The organism is Streptomyces venezuelae (assembly GCF_008642375.1).
Lineage (GTDB): Bacteria > Actinomycetota > Actinomycetes > Streptomycetales > Streptomycetaceae > Streptomyces > Streptomyces venezuelae_G.
Window position 1 is genome coordinate 7285414 of record NZ_CP029194.1, and the last position, 16506, is coordinate 7301919.

The following is a 16506-nucleotide window of genomic DNA, read 5'->3' on the forward strand; positions in this document are numbered from 1 at the left end:
GTGCCCCCCTCCGGGGTGGACGCGCGCTAGATCTTGCGGAAGTCCCAGGACGCGATGGCGTCCGGGGTCAGTCTCGCCCAGGCGTGGCGGCCGTCGTGCGGCATCGCGTCCAGCCCGAAGTTCTTGGCGGCGAAGAGCTGTTCGGGGGTTTCGAGCGCGGGGAGCGGTTCGCCGGTACGGGGAGCCTCGCCGACGAACTCGACGGTGCCCGACAGCTCGACACCCCGCAGCTCGCCGTACTCCTCGCCGTCGTCCACGACCACCGCGATCCTCGGATCGGCACGCATCTCCGACCAGCGGCGGCTGCGCGTCAGCGAGTACAGCCACAGCGACCTGCCGTCCCAGGCGAACCACAGCGCGCTCACGTGCGGACGGCCGTCGGCCGACACCGTCGCCACCCGGCAGGTGCGCTGTTCGGCGAGGAAGGAATCGAGCTCGGCCGGGGTCATCATGATCCTGCGGCCATGGCGCTGTGCGACGGTCATCGTCCGCACCCTTCTGGATTTCTGATGAGACGTCAGAAAGCATGGAGGGCCATCGGCGCGCAGGCAAGGGGAGACCATGGGTGAGAGTGTGAGAGAGCGGCTCGGGGAGTGGATCCGTCCGGACGGCGGAGTCGTGCTGCTCACCGTCGAATGCCAGCGGGGGGTCGTCGGCGTGGAGAGCGCGTTGCCCGAACTCGCCGCAGTGGCACGCTCGTCGGGCGCCCTGCGGAACGTGGCGCGGCTCGTGGCCGCCGCGCACGAGGCCGACGTGCAGGTGATCCACGCCGTGGCCGAGCGGCGCCCCGACGGGCGCGGCGCCAACACCAACGCGCGGCTCTTCCGGGCCGCCGCCCGCCTGCCGGTGCAGCAGCACAGCGGCAGTACGGCCGTGCGGATCGCCGAACCGATCGAGGTCGCGGACGAGGACATCGTGGTCCGGCGCCTGCACGGGCTCTCGCCGCTCGCGGGCACGGACGTCGACGCGCTCCTGCGCAACCTCGGCTGCCGGACGCTGATCGTCACCGGCGTCTCCGCCAATGTGGCCGTGCCCAACGCGGTCTTCGACGCCGTGAACCTCGGCTACACGGTCGTCGTGCCCGGGGACGCGATCGCGGGGGTGCCGGCCGAGTACACCCCCGCGATGATCCGGAACACCCTCGCGCTCGTCGCCACGATCACGACGACGGACGAGGTGCTGGGCTGCTGGAAGGCCCCCAGGCGCGCCAGGAGGGCCGACGGCACCTCCCGCGGGCCCGCCGGAGGTGCCGTCAGCCGAAGCTGATCTCGTCACCCACCACCTGGATCGGCGTCGGCGGCAGAGGGGAGGTCGCCGGGCCGGACTTCACGCTGCCGTCCGAGATGTCGAAGTGGCTCTGGTGGCACGGGCACACGATCACGCCGTCCTTGACGCCGCTGACGGCGCAGCCCACGTGGGTGCACTTGGACGAGAAGGCCTTGAACTCGCCGGCCTTCGGCTGGGTGATCACCAGGCCCTGACCGGCGATGACCTTGCCGCCGCCGACCGGGATGTCCCCCGTTCGCGCGAGGGTGGCGCCCGCCTGCTGCTCCGTGCCCTTGTCCTCGGTGCCGCCGCCCCCGCAGGCCGCGAGCGCCGCCGCCAGGCCCGCGGCACCCGCCGCCGAGACCACCGTCCTGCGTGCCACTCCGCTCATGTGCTGCCCCTCTTCCCGTCACGCACTGGTGTGTTGGCACCCGACGGTACGGGTGCGACCTGTGTTCCGTTCACAGGATTGCCCCTTCGGAAGCCTTACAGTTCTTAGTAGAGTGTCGGAACATGGACACAGTGCGGTGAAAGTGTCAACGGTCAGCGCCCACCATGTACGGGCCGTACTGCTGGGAGGCGAGCGGCGGGGAGTCGCCCCCGCGCCGCTCCTCGCCAGGGCGGGACTGCCCTCCGACCTGCTCGGGGACGCCCATGCCAGGGTGCCGGCGGAACAGTTCGGACAGCTCGTGAGGCTGCTGTGGGCCATCCTCGACGACGAGTTGATCGGCTTCGGCGATGCGCCCAGCAAGGTCGGGACCTTCGCGATGATGGGCCATGCCGTGGTCCACGGCAGCCGTGACCTGCGCGAGGCGCTCCGGCGCAGCCAGGCCTTCTACTCCCTCTTCCCGTCCGGTCCGCGCTTCCGGCTCGTCGAACCGGAAGCGCGGACCGAGCCGGGCGGAGGCGACGAGGCCCGCATGGAGTTCGACGTCACCGGGTACGACGACCCTCTCCACTTCGGCGCGGAGTCCACCGTGCTCGTCGCCCACCGCTTCGCCGGCTGGCTCATCCGCCGCCGGATCGGCCTGCGGCGCGTCGAGTTCGCCTACCCCGAGCCCCGGCACGCCCAGGAGTACGCCCTCCTGTTCGGGGCGCCCTGCGTCTTCGGCGCCCGGCGGACGGCGGCCGTCTTCGACCGGGCCGACCTCGACGAACCCGTCCTGCGGGACGCGGCGGCCCTCAGGGCCTTCCTCCGCCGGGCCCCCGTCGACGTGTTCGTCTGCGCCGACTACGGCAGTACGGTGACCGGCCGCGTACGGCACCTGATGGGGAGGGCCCTGCCGGCGGGGCCGGTGCCGACGCCCGAGGAACTCGCCGACCGGCTGTCCGTCAGCCCGCAGACCCTCCGCCGCCGACTGGCCGCCGAGGGAACCACGTACCAACGGCTGCGCGACCAGGTGCGCCGCGACCACGCCATCGCCGAACTCGCCGGCGGCCGCGTGTCCATCGAACTGCTCTCGCGGCAGCTCGGCTTCTCGGAACCCAGCGCGTTCCACCGGGCGTTCCGGCGCTGGACCGGCGAGACGCCCCGGGCCTACCGGGCCCGCGGTGGGTGAAGACGGTCAACAACCGTGAGCGGTACGGTCACAGCCGCCGTCCGTCGCCGGGCCTACCGTCCCGCCATGACCGAAATCGAACGGTCCGGCGCCGCCCGGCCCCCGGACCCCACCGGCCACCGGTGAACGCGCGCCGGGCGGCCGGTGCCGTCCTCGGTACGGGCGTCCTGCTCTGCCTCCTCGCGGCCCTGGCCGTCACGTCCCTGAGCGTCCGCGTCGACGGCACCAGCATGGCCCCGACCCTCCAGGAAGGGGACCGCGTGCTCGTCGCGCCGAGTTCGGCGGGCAAGGCGCGCCGCTTCGACGTCGTCCTGCTCCGGGCGACCGGCCGGGACGCGCTGCTCGTCAAGCGGGTGATCGGGCTGCCGGGCGACCGGGTCGCCATCGCCTCCACGCCCGAACGGCCCTTCGAGGTCCTCCTGCAGGAGCGGGGCCGGGGGCCCGTCCACCGGGTGGTGGCCCCGCAGTGGACCGCACAGGTGCACCGTACGGGCGCGTGCTGCGCCCCGGACGGGACGAGGTCGGCGCGGGCGGAGCTGCGGACCGTGCCCGAGGGCGCGTTCTTCTACCTGGGGGACAACCCTGACCTCTCGGACGACTCCCGGGCGTACGGCTGGGGGGAACTCGGCCGCGTCGAGGGGCGGGTCGGCCTGCGGGCCTTCCCCGTCTCGGCCTCGCCGGGTCTCGGCAACCGGCCCGTCCTGGAGCGATGGCAGGGCTTGGGGCGGGGGGTGGTGAAGGGGGCGGGTCCGTGAGCCGGCCTACCTGGTGGTGGGTGCGAGGTTCTCCTGGCCGGTGCTCAGCGCGACCCGTACCACCGTGTCCGCGACGCGGCGGGCCGACTCCTCGGGCGAGGCCGTGGACTGGACGATGTGGCTGGCCGTCAGCCGGACCGCCGCGTCCACGGCCAGCTCGCGCGCGACCGGGTCCACGCCCGGCCAGGCCTCCGAGACGTACGCGTCGGCCATCGCCGTCGCGGTCTCGAACGCGGCCGCGGACCGGGTCGTGAGGTAGGGGAGGAGGCCGTCCTCGCCGGTGCTCGTCAGGACCGCCCTGACCAGGGGATTCCGCCCGGCCAGCGTGAGGGTGAAGCCGACGGCCGCCTCGACGGCGGCGCGCAGGTCGTCCCGGTGCGCGTCCAGGCCCTGCTGGATCCCGAGGAGGCAGCGCTCCAGTTCGCGCCGGAACAGGGCCTCGCCGACCGCCTCCTTGGAGGGGAACTCCGAGTACAGCGTCTGCCGGCTGACGCCCACGGCGCTTGCGAGGTGTGCCATCCGCAGCTTGTCGAAGCCGCGGTCCGCGACCGCCTCGTACGCGGCGTCCAGGAGGCGTTCGCGCAGCAGTGTCCGGACCGTCTCCCTGAACCGTGCCATCCGGTCAGCCTAGTCCAGCCGGAATTTCCCCTCGAAGTGTCCAGAGTATTGACACTTCTTCTGTGACTGTCCAATTCTCGAACAGGTAGCTGCGAAGTGTCACCCGTCTCCGGTCTTCCGGCCGTGGGGCGCACGGCTGCCGGGTTCACATCCCCCGTGCCGACGGCGCGGGACGACGGTGGGAGTTCACATGCAGGAAGAGAACAGAGGCGTCACCCGCTGGCGCAGATCGGCGTTCCTGGCTCTGCCCGCGACCGCGGCCGTGGCGGCCATGGCCACGGCGATGGTCCAGGGCGCGCTCGCCGCGAACCTCTCGCTGACGAGCGTCCCCTTCACCCTCAGCTCGAAGACCGTCGCCGCTCCGCAGGGCATCGGCGCGGTCATGCACACCATCGACGCCGGCGGGGCCAAGGGCGCCGCCGAGGTCGGCATCGCCAAGGCCGGCCTCGACGGCATCTGCGTCCACGCCGTCCAGTCCGTCAACCTCCCGGTCATCGGCAGCCTCGGCACCTGGTCGCTCAACATCTCCTCACCGGCGGCGGCGACCCCGCTCACGAGCGACCAGCTCGTCGCCGGCGCCGGGCTCCAGGCGAACAAACTGGTCCTCGACGCCCAGTCGCTCAAGGCGGCCACCGCCACGCTCAACGCGAGCGACGCCACCCCGAACGTGATCGGCGCCGCCGCCGACGGCGCCGGGATCAAGGGCACCGGCATCAACGACGGCACCCCGGGGCAGTTCGGCCTGGACGCCACCGGCGGCCGGACCGACATCAAGAACCTCAACGCCGACGCCAACGGCGCGACGATCTCCGGCGCGATCACCCTGCCGGACCTCGCCATCGCGGTCGCCCACGGCGACAAGCCCTGCTGAGTCCGGCCCGAGTCCGGTCTGAACCCGGTCTGAACCCGGCCTGAACCCGGGCCGAATCCGGCCTTCGTCCGGCCTGACACCGCCGGGGATCCGCGTCCCTCGGGGCGCGGATCCCCGGCACCCTCCTCTCCGCCCCACCTGACCCCCGACTGCGAGGGCCCATGACCGCCGATCCGCCGCCCGAGCCGACCGGAGCCCCGGCTCCCGTCCCCACTGCCTCCGGCCCCGCCGCCCGTGGCGCGCGCCGGGCCTTTCGTCGCTGGCGCCGTACCCGGCCGTTCTGGGCGGCCCTCTGGACCGGAGCCGGAGGCTTCGTCATCTTCTTCCTGCCGATGGCACCGCTCGGCAAGATCCTCCAGGTCGGCGTCGGCGGCATCGCGGGCATGGCAGGAGGCGTCGTCCTCATGGCGATGGCCCTGCTGATCCTGCTGCTCCCCGGTCAGCGCCACACCGCCGGTGTCATCGCCGTGATCGCGGGCGTCGCCTCCTTCCCGCTCTCGAACCTCGGCGGGCTCTTCCTCGGCATGTTCCTGTCCGTCCTCGGCGGCTCCATGGCCTTCGCCTGGCTGCCCGAGAAGCCCGCCCGGAAGCGCGGGGGCCTCCTCCGCCGTACGCGGCCGGGCGCCGGAACGCCCGTACCCTCACCCTCCGAATCCGTTGGGAGCGGATCCGTATGAACCACCTGACGACCCGACTCGGCCCGTCCGTCGGCCGGGTACGTGCGCGAAGCACCCGCGCCGCCACGGAGTGGAACGCCCGGATGCTCGCCGAGGCCTCCGACGGGACCCGGCGCGGCACCCGTTGGGGGCGCGGCGCCCTGGCCCTCGTGCCCTCGGCCCTCGCCGTCGGCCTGCTGGGCACCGCGCTGGCGCAGGGCGCGCTCGCCGCCAACTTCAGCGTCACCGGGCAGCCCTTCACCCTGACCTCCAACGGGGTCGAGGGCTCCGGCTTCGGTGCCATCGTCAACACCCCGGCCGTCGGGCGCCCGGACGGCACCACGACCACCGACACCGCGATGGCGCGCGTCGGATTCGCGAGCGCCGGGCTCGCCGGACTGTGCGGCATCGTCCACCAGACGATCGCGGGAGTCCCGTACTCGCTGCTCCTGACGGGCGGCCAGAAGGTGACGGCCGCACCGCCCGGCACGTTCACCACCGACATCGACGCGTCGAACCTCTACATCCAGGCCACCGAACTGCAGGCGTACGGGCCGACCACCCTCCAGAACGCGGTGCTCGGCCAGTCCGCCGACCAGGTCACCGTCGCAGGGAAGCCGCTCACGGGGGCGCTGCCCGGCGGCTTCGGGCTCGGCTCGGCGGGCGGCGAGGGCGGCAGCTCGATCACCCTGCACGGGCTGAACGCGACCGCGTACGACGCCGAGATGGCGGGGGCGCTCGTGCTGCCCGACCTGAAGATCAGGGTCGTCGCGGGATCGGCCACGGCGTGCTGACCGGGGCGGGCGGTGCGGTCCGGGCGGCCCGGGCGGTTCGGGAGCGGGACGGCCGGTGGGTCCGGTGGGTCCGGTGGTTCCGGGCCTTTCGGCGGACCCGGCCGTTCTGGGGAGGCCTGTGGCTGATCGCCGGCGGGTGGACCGTCCTCAAGTTCTCCCTCAGCTCCCTCCAGTTGATCGTGAGCACGGGCTTCGGGGGAGTGGCCGGCTACCTCGTCGGCGGCGGCATGATCCTCTGCGGTCTGATCCCCCTGGCCCTCCCCGGCCAGCGCTACACCTTCGGGCTCATCGGCGTGGTCCTCGCGGTCGTCTCCCTCGTCGTCTCCAACCTCGGCGGGTTCCTCGTCGGCATGGCGCTCGGCGTCCTCGGCGGTTCGATGACGGTCGGCTGGGGCGCCAAGCGCCCGCGCCGCGAGGCGGTGGAAGGATGACGCGCCGCGTACCGTCCAAGCTCCTCGCCGTGACCACCGCCCTCCTCCTCGCCGTGGCCACGGCCGTCTGGTCCGGGCAGCCGAGCAGCGCCACCGGCAGGACCGCGGCCGCGCCCGAGCCGCTGGGCGTGCCCTTCCTGCCCGCGCCGGACCCGCTGCACGTCACCATCGCGAGCATGGTCGCCGTCTCGATGACCGTCGACAGGAACGTCACCATCCGGCTCTCCGACGGCACGACCAGGACCACGACCCAGTACACCTTCACCAAGCTCAAGATCCGCTCGCACATGAACGTCACCCAGCGGGCCGCCGGGCACACCGTCGCCATCGACGTGCCCAATGAGGGTTCCCTCGGCGGCTACGACAGTGCGGGGAAGCCCGAGACGACCACGATGTGGGGGAACATCACCAACCTCTGCGTCCGGGTCCTCGTCAAGATCTGCGGGGTGCAGGGGCTGCTCGACTTCTTCGGCTCCCTCATCCCCCTCACCGCCGGGGCCGAGGACTTCGTCGGGGACATCTACGCCATCCGTACGGTCGACGACCGCGCCGCCCTCGATTCCACCGACAACCCCGTCCACCTCCCCGGGACCATCACGGTGACCGTCCCGTGAGCTCCGACCGCCGCCGGCCCTTCCCGGAAGGGCGTACCCACTGGCGCCGTTCGCTCGCCGTCGCCGGGCCGGCGCTCCTGGTGGCGGCCGGTCTCGGGTCCGCGATGGCGAGCGGCGCGCTCGCCGTCGGCCTCCGGATCCAGGACCGCCCCGTCGACTTCACGACCAGCAGTCTGTACGGGACGCAGTACGGCGCCGCGGTCGTCGACCAGGCCGTCGTCCGGCCCGACGGCACCACAGGCACCGTCCGGGTGCTCCGCATGGGCTTCGCGGACGGCGTGATCAACGGCCTGTGCCTCAGCCAGCGCCAGCAGATCGCGGGAGCCACGTACACGCTCATGCTCACCCTCGGCGACGACAACCCCCGCTCCTGGGAGATCCGGACGAAGAACACCGTCCTCGACCTGCGCAGCGCCACCGGGGTCCTCGACATGGACGGCATCGTCGACCTCAACGTCAACGGCGCCGACGTGAAGACGGTCAAGGACGCGACGGGGGCGTACGTCGTCAACCCGCTGGACAGCCCGCAGCACCGCTTCGGCATCCAGGCGCGCTACGCCAAGTTCGACCGGATCGTCGGCACCGCCCAGGACTTCCAGATCCCGGGCCTCCTCACGACCCCGAAACTCGCCCTCTCCGTCCGACCGGGCACGGTCGCCTGCCCCGCTCCACCCGGGCCCGTCGGTACACCGGGGACACCGTGATGGCAGACTGCGGCCCTCACGGTCGACTCCTGGAGGTACCCCATGGCGTGGCGGCGATCCGGACACGCGCTCCGCACGAGCAGCGCGGGTTCCCGGTGACCCCGGGGACCGGCTGCCGCGCGAGGCCGACCGAGCCCGGCACCCTGCTCGTCCGCAGCGCACCGGCGGTTCCCGCCGCGGCGGTCCTGCTGCTCCACGGCGGCCGTGCCGACGGGCCGGAGCCGCCCCCCGCCCTCAACCTGCCCGCGCTGCGCATGCGGCCCTTCGTCGGCGCCGTGACCCGCGCGGTCCGGGGCCGGGACGTGCTGGTCGCCGAGGTGCGCTACCGCCACCGGGGCTGGAACGGCCCGCGCGCCGACGCCGCCAGGGACGCCGAGGCCGCCCTCGTACGGCTCAGGGAACGGGTCGGTCCCGTGCCCGTCGTGCTCCTGGGCCACTCCATGGGCGGTCGCGCCGCGCTCAGCGCCGCCGGCGACCCGGCCGTCCGCGGTGTGGTCGCCCTCGCGCCCTGGTGCCCCACCGGCGAGCCCGTCGACCACCTCGGCGGCCGCCGGCTCTACCTCCTTCACGACGAGACCGACCGTGTCACCTCGGCGCGCGAGTCCTGGGACTTCGTCCGCAGGGCGCGGGCGGCGGGCGCGGACGCGGCGGGCATCCCGATGCCGACGGGCGGCCACGCCATGCTCCGGGGCGCCGGCTTCTGGCACCGGCGCGCGGCGGAACTCACGGCGGCGCTGCTCTCGCACGGCTGAGGCCGCAGGACCTCCTCTAGGAGGCGAGCAGGCCCGCGCAGGCCTCGTACGTGGCGCGGTGCACCGCCCGCGCGAGCCGTGCGCCCCAGAGCGACCTCGGCCCGGCGAACGGCTCGGCCGCCGTACCCGTGCCGTTTCCGTCCGGCGAGGGCGCGGCCACGCAGACGGCGTCCGTCGGGGTGCCAGAGGCGTCCGCGCCGAGTTCGACGAGGGCCTGCACCTTCGCCTCGGTGGCGGTGGCGACCGCGTTGACGAGGGCGGCGTCCGTGAGCGGCACGGGCAGCGACACGATGATGTTGATCGTCCCGGGGCGCGGGGCGGCGACACCGCCGGGCCCCGGCACGGCCGCCCAGCCCCGTACCCCGATCCCGGCCGTGACCACGGCCTCGGCGCCGTCGTCCGCCGCGTACCGCCGGTCCCCGACCGAGGCCGCCGTCATGAGCCCCACCCCGGGCCCTGCCAGGCCGGCCCCGGAGGCCAGCGCGCCGAGGTGGGCGACGGGGTCGAGACGGTCGTAGCCGGGCGGGACCTGAGCGTTCAGGACCCACGCCCGCTCCCCGATGCCCCCGCCCAGGACGGCGCTCGACACCATCCGTACGCCGGGTCCCGGGGCCCACACCAGGAGGGGCCACGCGCGGCCCTGTTCGGTGTGGGCGAGCAGGGTGGCGTCGGCCAGGGACGGGCTCGCGAGGCGGGAGGCGTCGGCCGGCGACGGGCTCGCGAGGAGGGTTCGGGGAAGCACCCCCACACCCTAGGAGGTGCCCCGCCGGTCACCTCGACAGGGCCGCCAGTGCCTCCCGGGCCAGGGCGACGGGGTCTCCGGTCGGTGCCGTCGCGTACGGCTCGTGGCCGCGTGCCCAGGCGTCGTCCCTCGCGAACCAGTCGATGGGCTGCGGATCCGTGCGGTTCGTCAGCGCGGTGTCGAGACTCGCGAAGTACGCGGCCCAGCGCGGCGCGTACACGTCCTGGACGAGACCGGCCCATTCGCGGTTGGCGTAGTCGTGCAGACCGCCCGCCTCGCTCGGCACCCGGCCGCCCCACGTGGTGAGGATCGAGCGGGCGTCGTACTCCAGCCGGTCGCGCTCGGCGCGGTCGGTCCCCCAGGCGCGGGCGTCGGCGAGCCACGGACCGAGCAGGAACCGCCGGTCGGAGGCGACGAGCCGGCCGAGCAGCTCCAGCTGGGCGTTCCACTCGGCCACCAGCTCCCGGAACCGAGCTGTGTCCTTGGCCTCGTACGCCGTCCTGATACGCGGCAACAGGACGCGGCCGCGGTTGGTGAGCGCCTGCCGTGCCACGTCCACGAGGTCGAAGCGGTAGGCATCCGTGGTCCGCAGCCCGGGCGCCACCCGGAGCAGTTCGGCGAGCGCGCGCTCCACGGTGGCGGCGTCGTAGCGCATGGCGGCCGGGCTCCAGCGTGCCGCCCTGGCCGCCGTCAGGCTGGGCCGCGCGGCGAGGAGGCCGTCCTGCGGCTCGCTCCACGTGCCGGACGGCGTGCTGTACGGGCCGCGGCGCAACTGCTCCCACGCGGCGGCGGCGTGACGGTCGGCACCGCCGTACCGCCGGGCGGCGTACTCCGCGAACCACGCCCGGTGGTCGACGGGGCCCGGCTGCCAGGCGAGCTCGGTGAACAGGTCGAACGCGGCGGGGTTCCCGCCGGTGCCCTCCGGGAGGTAGGCGATGCCGCGCAGCGAGCTGCCGGGCGCGGTCAGCCACGCGTGGAAACGGCCGCCCCACACAGCGGTGTTGGCGCCCAGGCTGGTGTGGCCGCCGAAGTTGCCGATCGAGCCGAACGCGTACGGCGTACCACCCCACTCGGTGTCGCGGTCGAGACCGTCGTAGCGGTCGGAGAGGCCGTCGACGACGAGGACCCGCCGGCGGTCCACACCGCTCAGCAGAGCCGGGGAGGGGTTGCGCTGCCAGCCGAGCATGACCCAGGTGGCGCCGGGGTGCGCGGCCTCCAGCGCACGCTGGACGGCCCCGGCGGCTCCCGCCACGTCGACGGGCCCCGCGGTGCCGCCCTCGTGCAGGAGGTCCATCTTGAACATGTCGGTGTCCCCGAACCGCCGCTGCTGGACCCGGTAGTACGTCGCGGCCAGCCGATCGAAGACCGGTCCGGTCGGGTCCAGCCAGTCCGGCCGGGCGAATCCCACCCACTTGCCCTGAGGCACCGTGACCGCGCCCGGGTTCCGGGCGGTGAAGCCCGGCGGGACCGTGCCGAAGAAGCCCGGCAGCACCGGGGTCATCCCCAGTGAGCGCAGGTGTTCCGCGATCCTGCTCCCCAGCGTCGCGCGGGCCTCGATCAGCTGCTCCGAGACCGGTCCCGCGAAGCCCGACATGTTCTGCAGCAGCCACCAGCCCTGATGGGCCGGGGCCGGGATCCAGTCGCGCAACTCGGCCGCGCTGTAGCCGAACCGCTGGAGAGCGAGGTAGTACGCGTACTCGGCGCCCGTCGGTACGAAGACCTCGTTCACGCCGTGCAGCGCCATCAGGTCGATGTCGTGCCGGTACGAGTCGAAGTCGCGGTACGCGCCGGAGTACCCCTCGTCGGTGTCGTTCAGGGCGTAGCGGTGCGGCACGGCCGCCTTGCGGGTGACGGTGCCGGTGACCTCGGGGAGGGTGGAGGGCAGGCGGCCGAGGCTGTCGCCCGGCCATCCGATGTCGACGCCCGCGACCCGCTCCAGGTACCAGCCGACTCCGGTGAGGAGGGTGGCGGGCGAGGTGCCCCGTACCCGGATCGCTCCGGCCGTCCCGGAGACGGAGAAGTAGTCGCCGGAGGCGGCCTCCTCGACCGGGATCAGCTCGAACTGCCCCGCCACGGAAGGCAGGAGACGCTTCAGGACGGCCCGGGCGGGCGCGGGATCGAAGGGGGACGCGGGGGGTGCTCCGGGGGCGGGGGTGGGTGCTGACGCTGGTGTGGGTGCGGCCGGTGTGGCGGACGGGGAGGCCGCGACCAGGATGGCGAGTGCCGCGATGACGAGGGCGGGACGGCATCGAAGGATCAGACGACTGGTCATCCGGCTCCTGATCGGGGTGGGCCCCCTGCGCCGAGGAGGCGGTCGAAGAAGGCGAAGGGCACGAAAGCGTGGCTCATTGTGGGGTGTTCCGTGGTGCCGCGGAGGTAGGCGGAGCCGTGGACCGGCCGGTGCTCATCCTGGCGGGCGCGCGCCGATAGTGGCCCCGGCTGCCCGGACAGCCGAGGCGTAGGCCGGGGAAGGTCCACAGAAACACATGCCCGGGCAGGCTCGGCGCATGCCCGGGCCGGCTGTGCTCGGGGATCAGTCGGAGAGGTTCCGGTGGAGGGCGTCGAGGCCGTCGCGGTAGATGCCCGCGAACAGGGCTTCGGCCTCGGCGTCCGTGACGCCGTCGGGGGTGAACCGGCCGGACCACTGGACCTCGGCGATGTCGTCCCGGCCGGTGATCCGGTGGACGCGCAGGGTGGAGACGTATCCCGTGACCGGGAACGGTGCTTCGAGGATGGCGTAGCTGTAGTGGCGTTCGGCTTCGTCGAAGGCGACCAGGCGCTCGATGATGACGTCACCGTCGGGGTTGGTCAGGCGGCGGACCCGGCCGCCTTCGAGAGCGGTGCTCTGGGGGATGTAGGGCAGCCAGTCCGGGAGGGCGTCGAAGCCGCCGATGAGCTTCCAGACCCGCTGGGGGGAGGCGGGGACGACGCGGGAGACGGATGTGGAGGCCATGGTGATCGCTTCTCCGAGGGGGTGGGGTGGGGGTGCGGGGTGTCGGGTCAGGCGTTGCCGGGGAGCGGGGCGGACTTGCCGACCAGGCCCGCGGCGCGGAGGTCCGTCCAGAACACGGCGGGGACCGGCTCGGTGAGCGCGGCGGTGTCCTCGGCGATACGGCTCGGGCGCGTGGCGCCGGGGATGACCGCGGCGGCGGCCGGGTGGGCCAGGGAGAACTGCAGCGCGGCGGCCTTGATGCTCACGCCGTGCTTCCCGGCCAGGGCCTTGAGCCTGTCGACCCGCTCGATGATCTCGGCGGGGGCCTTCTGGTACTCGAAGTGGGTGCCGCCGGCGAGGATGCCGGAGCTGTACGGACCGCCGACGACCATGTCGACGTTCTGCTCCTGGGCCATGGGGAGCAGGCGGGTCAGGGCGTGCTCGTGGTCGAGGAGGGTGTAGCGGCCGGCGAGGAGGAAGCCGTCGGGCCGCGGCTCGTCGAGGGCGAGGGTCAGCTCGATGGGCTCGGTCCTGTTGACGCCCAGGCCCCAGGCCTTGATGACGCCCTCGTCCCGCAGCCGGGACAGCACGCGGAAGGCGCCGGTGCGGGCCTCCTCGAACTTCCGGAGCCACTGGTCGCCGTGGAAGTCCTGGGCGATGTCGTGGACCCAGACGATGTCGAGGCGGTCGGTGCCCAGGCGCTTCAGACTGTCCTCGACGGAGCGCTCGGTGGCCTCGGCGGTCCACTCATGGACGATCCTGTTCGGGTTGCCGTGCTCGAACAGGCCGCCCTTCTCGCCCAGTTCGCGCGCGGTGGTCTCGTGTTCGTCGAGGATGACCCGGCCGACCTTGGTGGACAGGACGTACGCGTCGCGCGGCTTGGTGGCCAGGACCTCGCCGAGGCGGGTCTCGGCGAGACCGGCGCCGTAGAAGGGGGCTGTGTCGTAGAAGCGGATGCCGTGGCTCCAGGCGGCCTCGACGGTGGCGCGGGCCTCCTCGTCGGGGATCGCGCGGAACATGTTGCCGAGCGGGGCGGTGCCGAAGCCGAGACGGCCGGGAAGGAATTCCTTGAGCGACATGACAGTGCCTTTGCGGGGGTGCGGGGTGGGGTGGGCGTGGGGGACGCGGGTGCGGGTCAGTTGAGCTCGTCGGGGTGCGGGCCGGTGCGCAGACCGCGGTCGAGCGTGGCCACGGTGCCCATCTCCTCGTCCGTGAGGGCGAAGTCGAAGACCTCGAAGTTCTCGCGGATCCGGGCCGGGGTCACCGACTTGGGGATGACGATGTTGCCCAGCTGGAGGTGCCAGCGCAGGGCGACCTGGGCGGGGGACTTGCCGTACCGGGCGGCCAGCTCACCGATGACCCGGTCGTCGAGGACCGCGCCCTGGGCGAGCGGGCTCCATGCCTCGGTGGCGATGCCGTGCTCGGCGTGGAACGCGCGAAGCTCGGCCTGCTGCAGTCCGGGGTGCAGCTCGACCTGATTCACGGCGGGGACCAGCTTCGCGCCGTCCGCCAGCCGCGTGAGGTGGCCGGGCTGGAAGTTGGAGACGCCGGCCGCGCGGATCCGGCCCTCCTCGGCGAGGCGCTCCAGGGCGCGCCAGGAGTCGCGGTACAGGTCGCGGGCGGGGGCCGGCCAGTGGATCAGGTACAGGTCGGTGTAGTCGAGGCCGAGCTTGGCGAGGCCGGCGTCGAAGGCGCGCAGGGTGGCGTCGTACCCCTGGTCGGCGTTCCACAGCTTCGTGGTGACGAACAGCTCCTCGCGGGGCAGCCCGGAGGCGGCGAGCGCGCGGCCGACGCCGGTCTCGTTGCCGTAGATCGCGGCGGTGTCGATGCTGCGGTAGCCGGTCTCGAGCGCGGTGGTGACGGCGGCGGCGGTCTCGTCGTCGGGGACCTGGAAGACGCCGAAGCCGAGCTGGGGGATCTCGACGCCGTTGTTGAGCGTGACGGTGGGGACGGTGGGGGTGGCGGAGGGGGCCATGGTGTGCGGGGCTTCCTTCACGTGGTGCGGGGGGTGGGGTGGGACGGGTGGTGCCGGGCATCGTCATCGGGACAGGTCCGCGAGCGCGGTGGCGGCGAAGCCGTGGTCCTGCTCGGGAGCGCCGCCGCCGACGCCGATCGCCCCGATCAGCCGGCCGTCGCGGTGGACGGGGATGCCGCCGGCGATGAACAGGAGCGGCCGGTCGAGCGCGGTGGGCAGGGAGTGGAACGGCCCGTCGGGCTTGACCAGGTCGACCAGGTCGGCGGTCGGGGCGTTCAGCTGGAGCGCGGTGTAGGCCTTGCGGGTGCTGGTCTCGCCGGAGATCAGGACCGACCGGTCGTCGCGACGGAAGGCGAGCAGGTGCCCGCCGGCGTCCAGGACGGTGACGCTGACGGAGACCCCGGCCGCCTCGGCGGCGCGACGGGCGGAGGTGATCAGGACTTCGGCGTCGGCGGTCGTCAGCGGGGCGACGGCGGTGACGGCCGTGGCTGCGGTGGCGGTGGTGGTCATGGTGCTTCTCCTGGGATCGAGGGGAGGGGGAGGGGGAGCGGGTGGGGGCGTCAGTGGTGCACGGGGATGCGGGCTGTGTCGGCGGCGACACTGGTCTCGTCCGGCGCCGCTGCCGGGGCCGGGGCGCGGCGCTCCAGGGCGGCGGACCAGAAGGCGAGGCCGAGTGCCGCGGCGGCGAGGACGGCGCCGACCCAGTTCGGGGAGGTGTAACCGAAGCCGGAGGCGATGACGAGGCCGCCGAGCCAGGCGGCGAGCGCGTTGCCGAGGTTGAAGGCGCCGATGTTGACGGCGGAGGCCAGCGTCGGAGCGCCGTGCGCCTGGTCGAGGACCCGCTTCTGCAGCGGCGGCACGGTGGCGAAGCCGAGCGCCCCGACGAGCAGGATGGCGATCGCGGCGAGGACCTTCTGGTGGGCGAAGACGGTGAACAGCGCGAGCACGACCGTGAGCCCGCCGAGGGTGGTGTACAGCAGGGGCATCAGGGCGCGGTCGGCGTACCGGCCGCCGATCAGGTTGCCGAGGAACATGCCGACGCCGAAGAGGACGAGCAGCCAGGTCACGGCGCCCTCGGAGTAGCCGGCGACCTCGGTCATCATCGGGGCGATGTAGGTGATCGCGGCGAAGACGCCACCGAAGCCGAGCACGGTCATCGCCATCGCGAGCAGCACCTGCGGGTTGCGGAAGGCGGTCAGCTCCCGGCGCAGTCGGGCGCCCTCGGGGCGCGGCGTGGCGGGAACGAGCTTGGCGATGCCGAAGAGCCCGACGACGCCGAGCGCGGCGACGATCGCGAAGGTGGTGCGCCAGCCGACCGCCTGCCCGATGAAGGTGCCCAGCGGCACGCCCACGATGTTGGCGACGGTGAGCCCGGTGAACATGGTCGCGATGGCGCCGGCCTTCTTGTCCGGGGCGACCAGCTCGGCAGCGACGACGGACCCGATGCCGAAGAACGCGCCGTGGGCGAGCGAGGCGACGACCCGGCCGGTCAGCATCAGCCCGAAGCTCGGGGCGACGGCGGAGAGGATGTTGCCGAGGACGAACAGGCCCATGAGCAGCATGAGCATCCGCTTACGGCTGGCCTTGTTGCCGAGCACCGTGAGCAGGGGCGCGCCGACGACGACGCCGAGCGCGTAGCCGGTGACGAGCAGGCCGGCGGTCGGGATGGTGACGCCGTAGTCGGCGGCGATCTCGGGCAGCAGCCCCATGATCACGAATTCGGTGGTGCCGATTCCGAAGGCCCCGACGGCCAGGGCGAGGAGTGCGAGCGGCATGGCTCAACCCTTCCGAAATTGCTTGAGTGAGCTCTTTACGTGCCTTCACAATAGTTGCATGC

The 16506-nt window shown here is 73.2% G+C and carries 20 protein-coding genes; 10 read left to right on the forward strand and 10 right to left on the reverse strand.

What is annotated here, in order from left to right:
• Positions 1 to 26 precede the first annotated feature (26 nt).
• Positions 27 to 485, reverse strand: a complete 459-nt coding sequence (locus DEJ46_RS33320; RefSeq protein WP_150272325.1) for a pyridoxamine 5'-phosphate oxidase family protein — start codon at positions 483 to 485, stop codon at positions 27 to 29.
• A gap of 76 nt (positions 486 to 561) precedes the next feature.
• Here DEJ46_RS33320 and DEJ46_RS33325 point away from each other — a divergent pair, with 76 nt between their 5' ends.
• Positions 562 to 1266, forward strand: coding sequence for a cysteine hydrolase (locus DEJ46_RS33325; RefSeq protein ID WP_150272327.1), 705 nt, complete (start codon positions 562 to 564; stop codon positions 1264 to 1266).
• On the opposite strand, the gene DEJ46_RS33330 is transcribed toward DEJ46_RS33325, so the two are convergent.
• Positions 1253 to 1657 (reverse strand): Rieske (2Fe-2S) protein, encoded by a 405-nt coding sequence (locus DEJ46_RS33330; protein ID WP_150272329.1) that lies wholly within the window; start codon positions 1655 to 1657, stop codon positions 1253 to 1255. The genes DEJ46_RS33325 and DEJ46_RS33330 overlap by 14 nt on opposite strands.
• Positions 1658 to 1799: 142 nt before the next feature.
• Between DEJ46_RS33330 and DEJ46_RS33335 the strand changes: the two genes are divergently transcribed.
• Both DEJ46_RS33335 and lepB read left to right on the forward strand, forming a co-directional pair.
• Complete coding sequence (locus DEJ46_RS33335) at positions 1800 to 2825, forward strand: AraC family transcriptional regulator (protein WP_223835297.1); 1026 nt, start codon at positions 1800 to 1802, stop codon at positions 2823 to 2825.
• 122 nt (positions 2826 to 2947) lie between these two features.
• Positions 2948 to 3580 carry a signal peptidase I gene (gene lepB / locus DEJ46_RS33340; RefSeq protein WP_150272333.1) on the forward strand — a complete coding sequence of 211 codons (633 nt, stop codon included), beginning with the start codon at positions 2948 to 2950 and terminating at the stop codon, positions 3578 to 3580.
• A 6-nt stretch (positions 3581 to 3586) separates the two neighbouring features.
• On the opposite strand, the gene DEJ46_RS33345 is transcribed toward lepB, so the two are convergent.
• The gene (locus DEJ46_RS33345; protein ID WP_150272335.1) at positions 3587 to 4198 is read right to left on the reverse strand and encodes a TetR family transcriptional regulator; all 612 of its coding nucleotides are present in this window, start codon (positions 4196 to 4198) and stop codon (positions 3587 to 3589) included.
• A gap of 190 nt (positions 4199 to 4388) precedes the next feature.
• Here DEJ46_RS33345 and DEJ46_RS33350 point away from each other — a divergent pair, with 190 nt between their 5' ends.
• The 7 genes from DEJ46_RS33350 to DEJ46_RS33380 all read left to right on the forward strand — a co-directional run bounded on the left by DEJ46_RS33350 (position 4389) and on the right by DEJ46_RS33380 (position 9020).
• Entirely contained in the window at positions 4389 to 5069 is a 681-nt protein-coding gene (locus DEJ46_RS33350; protein WP_150272337.1) for a DUF6230 family protein, read from the forward strand.
• A 161-nt stretch (positions 5070 to 5230) separates the two neighbouring features.
• Positions 5231 to 5746, forward strand: coding sequence for a DUF6114 domain-containing protein (locus DEJ46_RS33355; RefSeq protein WP_150272339.1), 516 nt, complete (start codon positions 5231 to 5233; stop codon positions 5744 to 5746).
• A complete protein-coding gene (locus DEJ46_RS33360) occupies positions 5743 to 6519 on the forward strand; it encodes a DUF6230 family protein (protein ID WP_150272341.1) in 777 nt (258 codons plus the stop codon). Before DEJ46_RS33355 ends, DEJ46_RS33360 begins: the two co-directional genes overlap by 4 nt.
• Positions 6513 to 6950, forward strand: a complete 438-nt coding sequence (locus DEJ46_RS33365; protein WP_223835298.1) for a DUF6114 domain-containing protein — start codon at positions 6513 to 6515, stop codon at positions 6948 to 6950. The genes DEJ46_RS33360 and DEJ46_RS33365 overlap by 7 nt, the downstream gene beginning before the upstream one ends.
• Positions 6947 to 7564 carry a hypothetical protein gene (locus DEJ46_RS33370; protein ID WP_150272343.1) on the forward strand — a complete coding sequence of 206 codons (618 nt, stop codon included), beginning with the start codon at positions 6947 to 6949 and terminating at the stop codon, positions 7562 to 7564. The genes DEJ46_RS33365 and DEJ46_RS33370 overlap by 4 nt, the downstream gene beginning before the upstream one ends.
• A complete protein-coding gene (locus tag DEJ46_RS33375) occupies positions 7561 to 8268 on the forward strand; it encodes a DUF6230 family protein (RefSeq protein ID WP_150272344.1) in 708 nt (235 codons plus the stop codon). Before DEJ46_RS33370 ends, DEJ46_RS33375 begins: the two co-directional genes overlap by 4 nt.
• A 143-nt stretch (positions 8269 to 8411) precedes the next feature.
• On the forward strand, positions 8412 to 9020 hold the full coding sequence (locus DEJ46_RS33380; RefSeq protein WP_190623302.1) for an alpha/beta fold hydrolase: 609 nt from the start codon (positions 8412 to 8414) through the stop codon (positions 9018 to 9020).
• A gap of 16 nt (positions 9021 to 9036) precedes the next feature.
• Here DEJ46_RS33380 and DEJ46_RS33385 read toward each other — a convergent pair whose 3' ends face one another.
• The 7 genes from DEJ46_RS33385 to DEJ46_RS33415 form a co-directional block, all read right to left on the reverse strand.
• Positions 9037 to 9762 carry an adenosylcobinamide amidohydrolase gene (locus DEJ46_RS33385; RefSeq protein WP_411757796.1) on the reverse strand — a complete coding sequence of 242 codons (726 nt, stop codon included), beginning with the start codon at positions 9760 to 9762 and terminating at the stop codon, positions 9037 to 9039.
• Positions 9763 to 9790: 28 nt separating this feature from the next.
• Positions 9791 to 12034 carry an alpha-N-acetylglucosaminidase gene (locus tag DEJ46_RS33390; protein ID WP_150272346.1) on the reverse strand — a complete coding sequence of 748 codons (2244 nt, stop codon included), beginning with the start codon at positions 12032 to 12034 and terminating at the stop codon, positions 9791 to 9793.
• Positions 12035 to 12295: 261 nt separating this feature from the next.
• Entirely contained in the window at positions 12296 to 12715 is a 420-nt protein-coding gene (locus DEJ46_RS33395; protein ID WP_150272349.1) for an SRPBCC family protein, read from the reverse strand.
• Positions 12716 to 12762: 47 nt separating this feature from the next.
• Positions 12763 to 13773: an aldo/keto reductase gene (locus DEJ46_RS33400; RefSeq protein ID WP_150272351.1), complete on the reverse strand. Its 1011-nt coding sequence runs from the start codon at positions 13771 to 13773 to the stop codon at positions 12763 to 12765.
• Positions 13774 to 13829: 56 nt separating this feature from the next.
• Positions 13830 to 14669, reverse strand: coding sequence for an aldo/keto reductase (locus DEJ46_RS33405; protein WP_150272353.1), 840 nt, complete (start codon positions 14667 to 14669; stop codon positions 13830 to 13832).
• Positions 14670 to 14732: 63 nt separating this feature from the next.
• Positions 14733 to 15179: a GlcG/HbpS family heme-binding protein gene (locus DEJ46_RS33410; protein WP_150272354.1), complete on the reverse strand. Its 447-nt coding sequence runs from the start codon at positions 15177 to 15179 to the stop codon at positions 14733 to 14735.
• A gap of 50 nt (positions 15180 to 15229) precedes the next feature.
• The gene (locus DEJ46_RS33415) at positions 15230 to 16444 is read right to left on the reverse strand and encodes an MFS transporter (RefSeq protein ID WP_150272356.1); all 1215 of its coding nucleotides are present in this window, start codon (positions 16442 to 16444) and stop codon (positions 15230 to 15232) included.
• Between the last annotated feature and the right edge of the window lie 62 nt (positions 16445 to 16506).

Bases quoted from the DNA above. Each gene is read 5' to 3' on its own strand.
- DEJ46_RS33370 (WP_150272343.1), top strand. From the start codon at position 6,947: ATGACGCGCCGCGTACCGTCCAAGCTCCTCGCCGTGACCACCGCCCTC.
- DEJ46_RS33360 (WP_150272341.1), top strand. From the start codon at position 5,743: ATGAACCACCTGACGACCCGACTCGGCCCGTCCGTCGGCCGGGTACGT.
- DEJ46_RS33400 (WP_150272351.1), bottom strand. From the start codon at position 13,773: ATGTCGCTCAAGGAATTCCTTCCCGGCCGTCTCGGCTTCGGCACCGCC.
- DEJ46_RS33405 (WP_150272353.1), bottom strand. From the start codon at position 14,669: ATGGCCCCCTCCGCCACCCCCACCGTCCCCACCGTCACGCTCAACAAC.
- DEJ46_RS33355 (WP_150272339.1), top strand. From the start codon at position 5,231: ATGACCGCCGATCCGCCGCCCGAGCCGACCGGAGCCCCGGCTCCCGTC.
- DEJ46_RS33410 (WP_150272354.1), bottom strand. From the start codon at position 15,179: ATGACCACCACCGCCACCGCAGCCACGGCCGTCACCGCCGTCGCCCCG.
- DEJ46_RS33390 (WP_150272346.1), bottom strand. From the start codon at position 12,034: ATGACCAGTCGTCTGATCCTTCGATGCCGTCCCGCCCTCGTCATCGCG.
- DEJ46_RS33350 (WP_150272337.1), top strand. From the start codon at position 4,389: ATGCAGGAAGAGAACAGAGGCGTCACCCGCTGGCGCAGATCGGCGTTC.
- DEJ46_RS33395 (WP_150272349.1), bottom strand. From the start codon at position 12,715: ATGGCCTCCACATCCGTCTCCCGCGTCGTCCCCGCCTCCCCCCAGCGG.
- DEJ46_RS33415 (WP_150272356.1), bottom strand. From the start codon at position 16,444: ATGCCGCTCGCACTCCTCGCCCTGGCCGTCGGGGCCTTCGGAATCGGC.
- DEJ46_RS33330 (WP_150272329.1), bottom strand. From the start codon at position 1,657: ATGAGCGGAGTGGCACGCAGGACGGTGGTCTCGGCGGCGGGTGCCGCG.
- DEJ46_RS33345 (WP_150272335.1), bottom strand. From the start codon at position 4,198: ATGGCACGGTTCAGGGAGACGGTCCGGACACTGCTGCGCGAACGCCTC.
- DEJ46_RS33320 (WP_150272325.1), bottom strand. From the start codon at position 485: ATGACCGTCGCACAGCGCCATGGCCGCAGGATCATGATGACCCCGGCC.
- DEJ46_RS33325 (WP_150272327.1), top strand. From the start codon at position 562: ATGGGTGAGAGTGTGAGAGAGCGGCTCGGGGAGTGGATCCGTCCGGAC.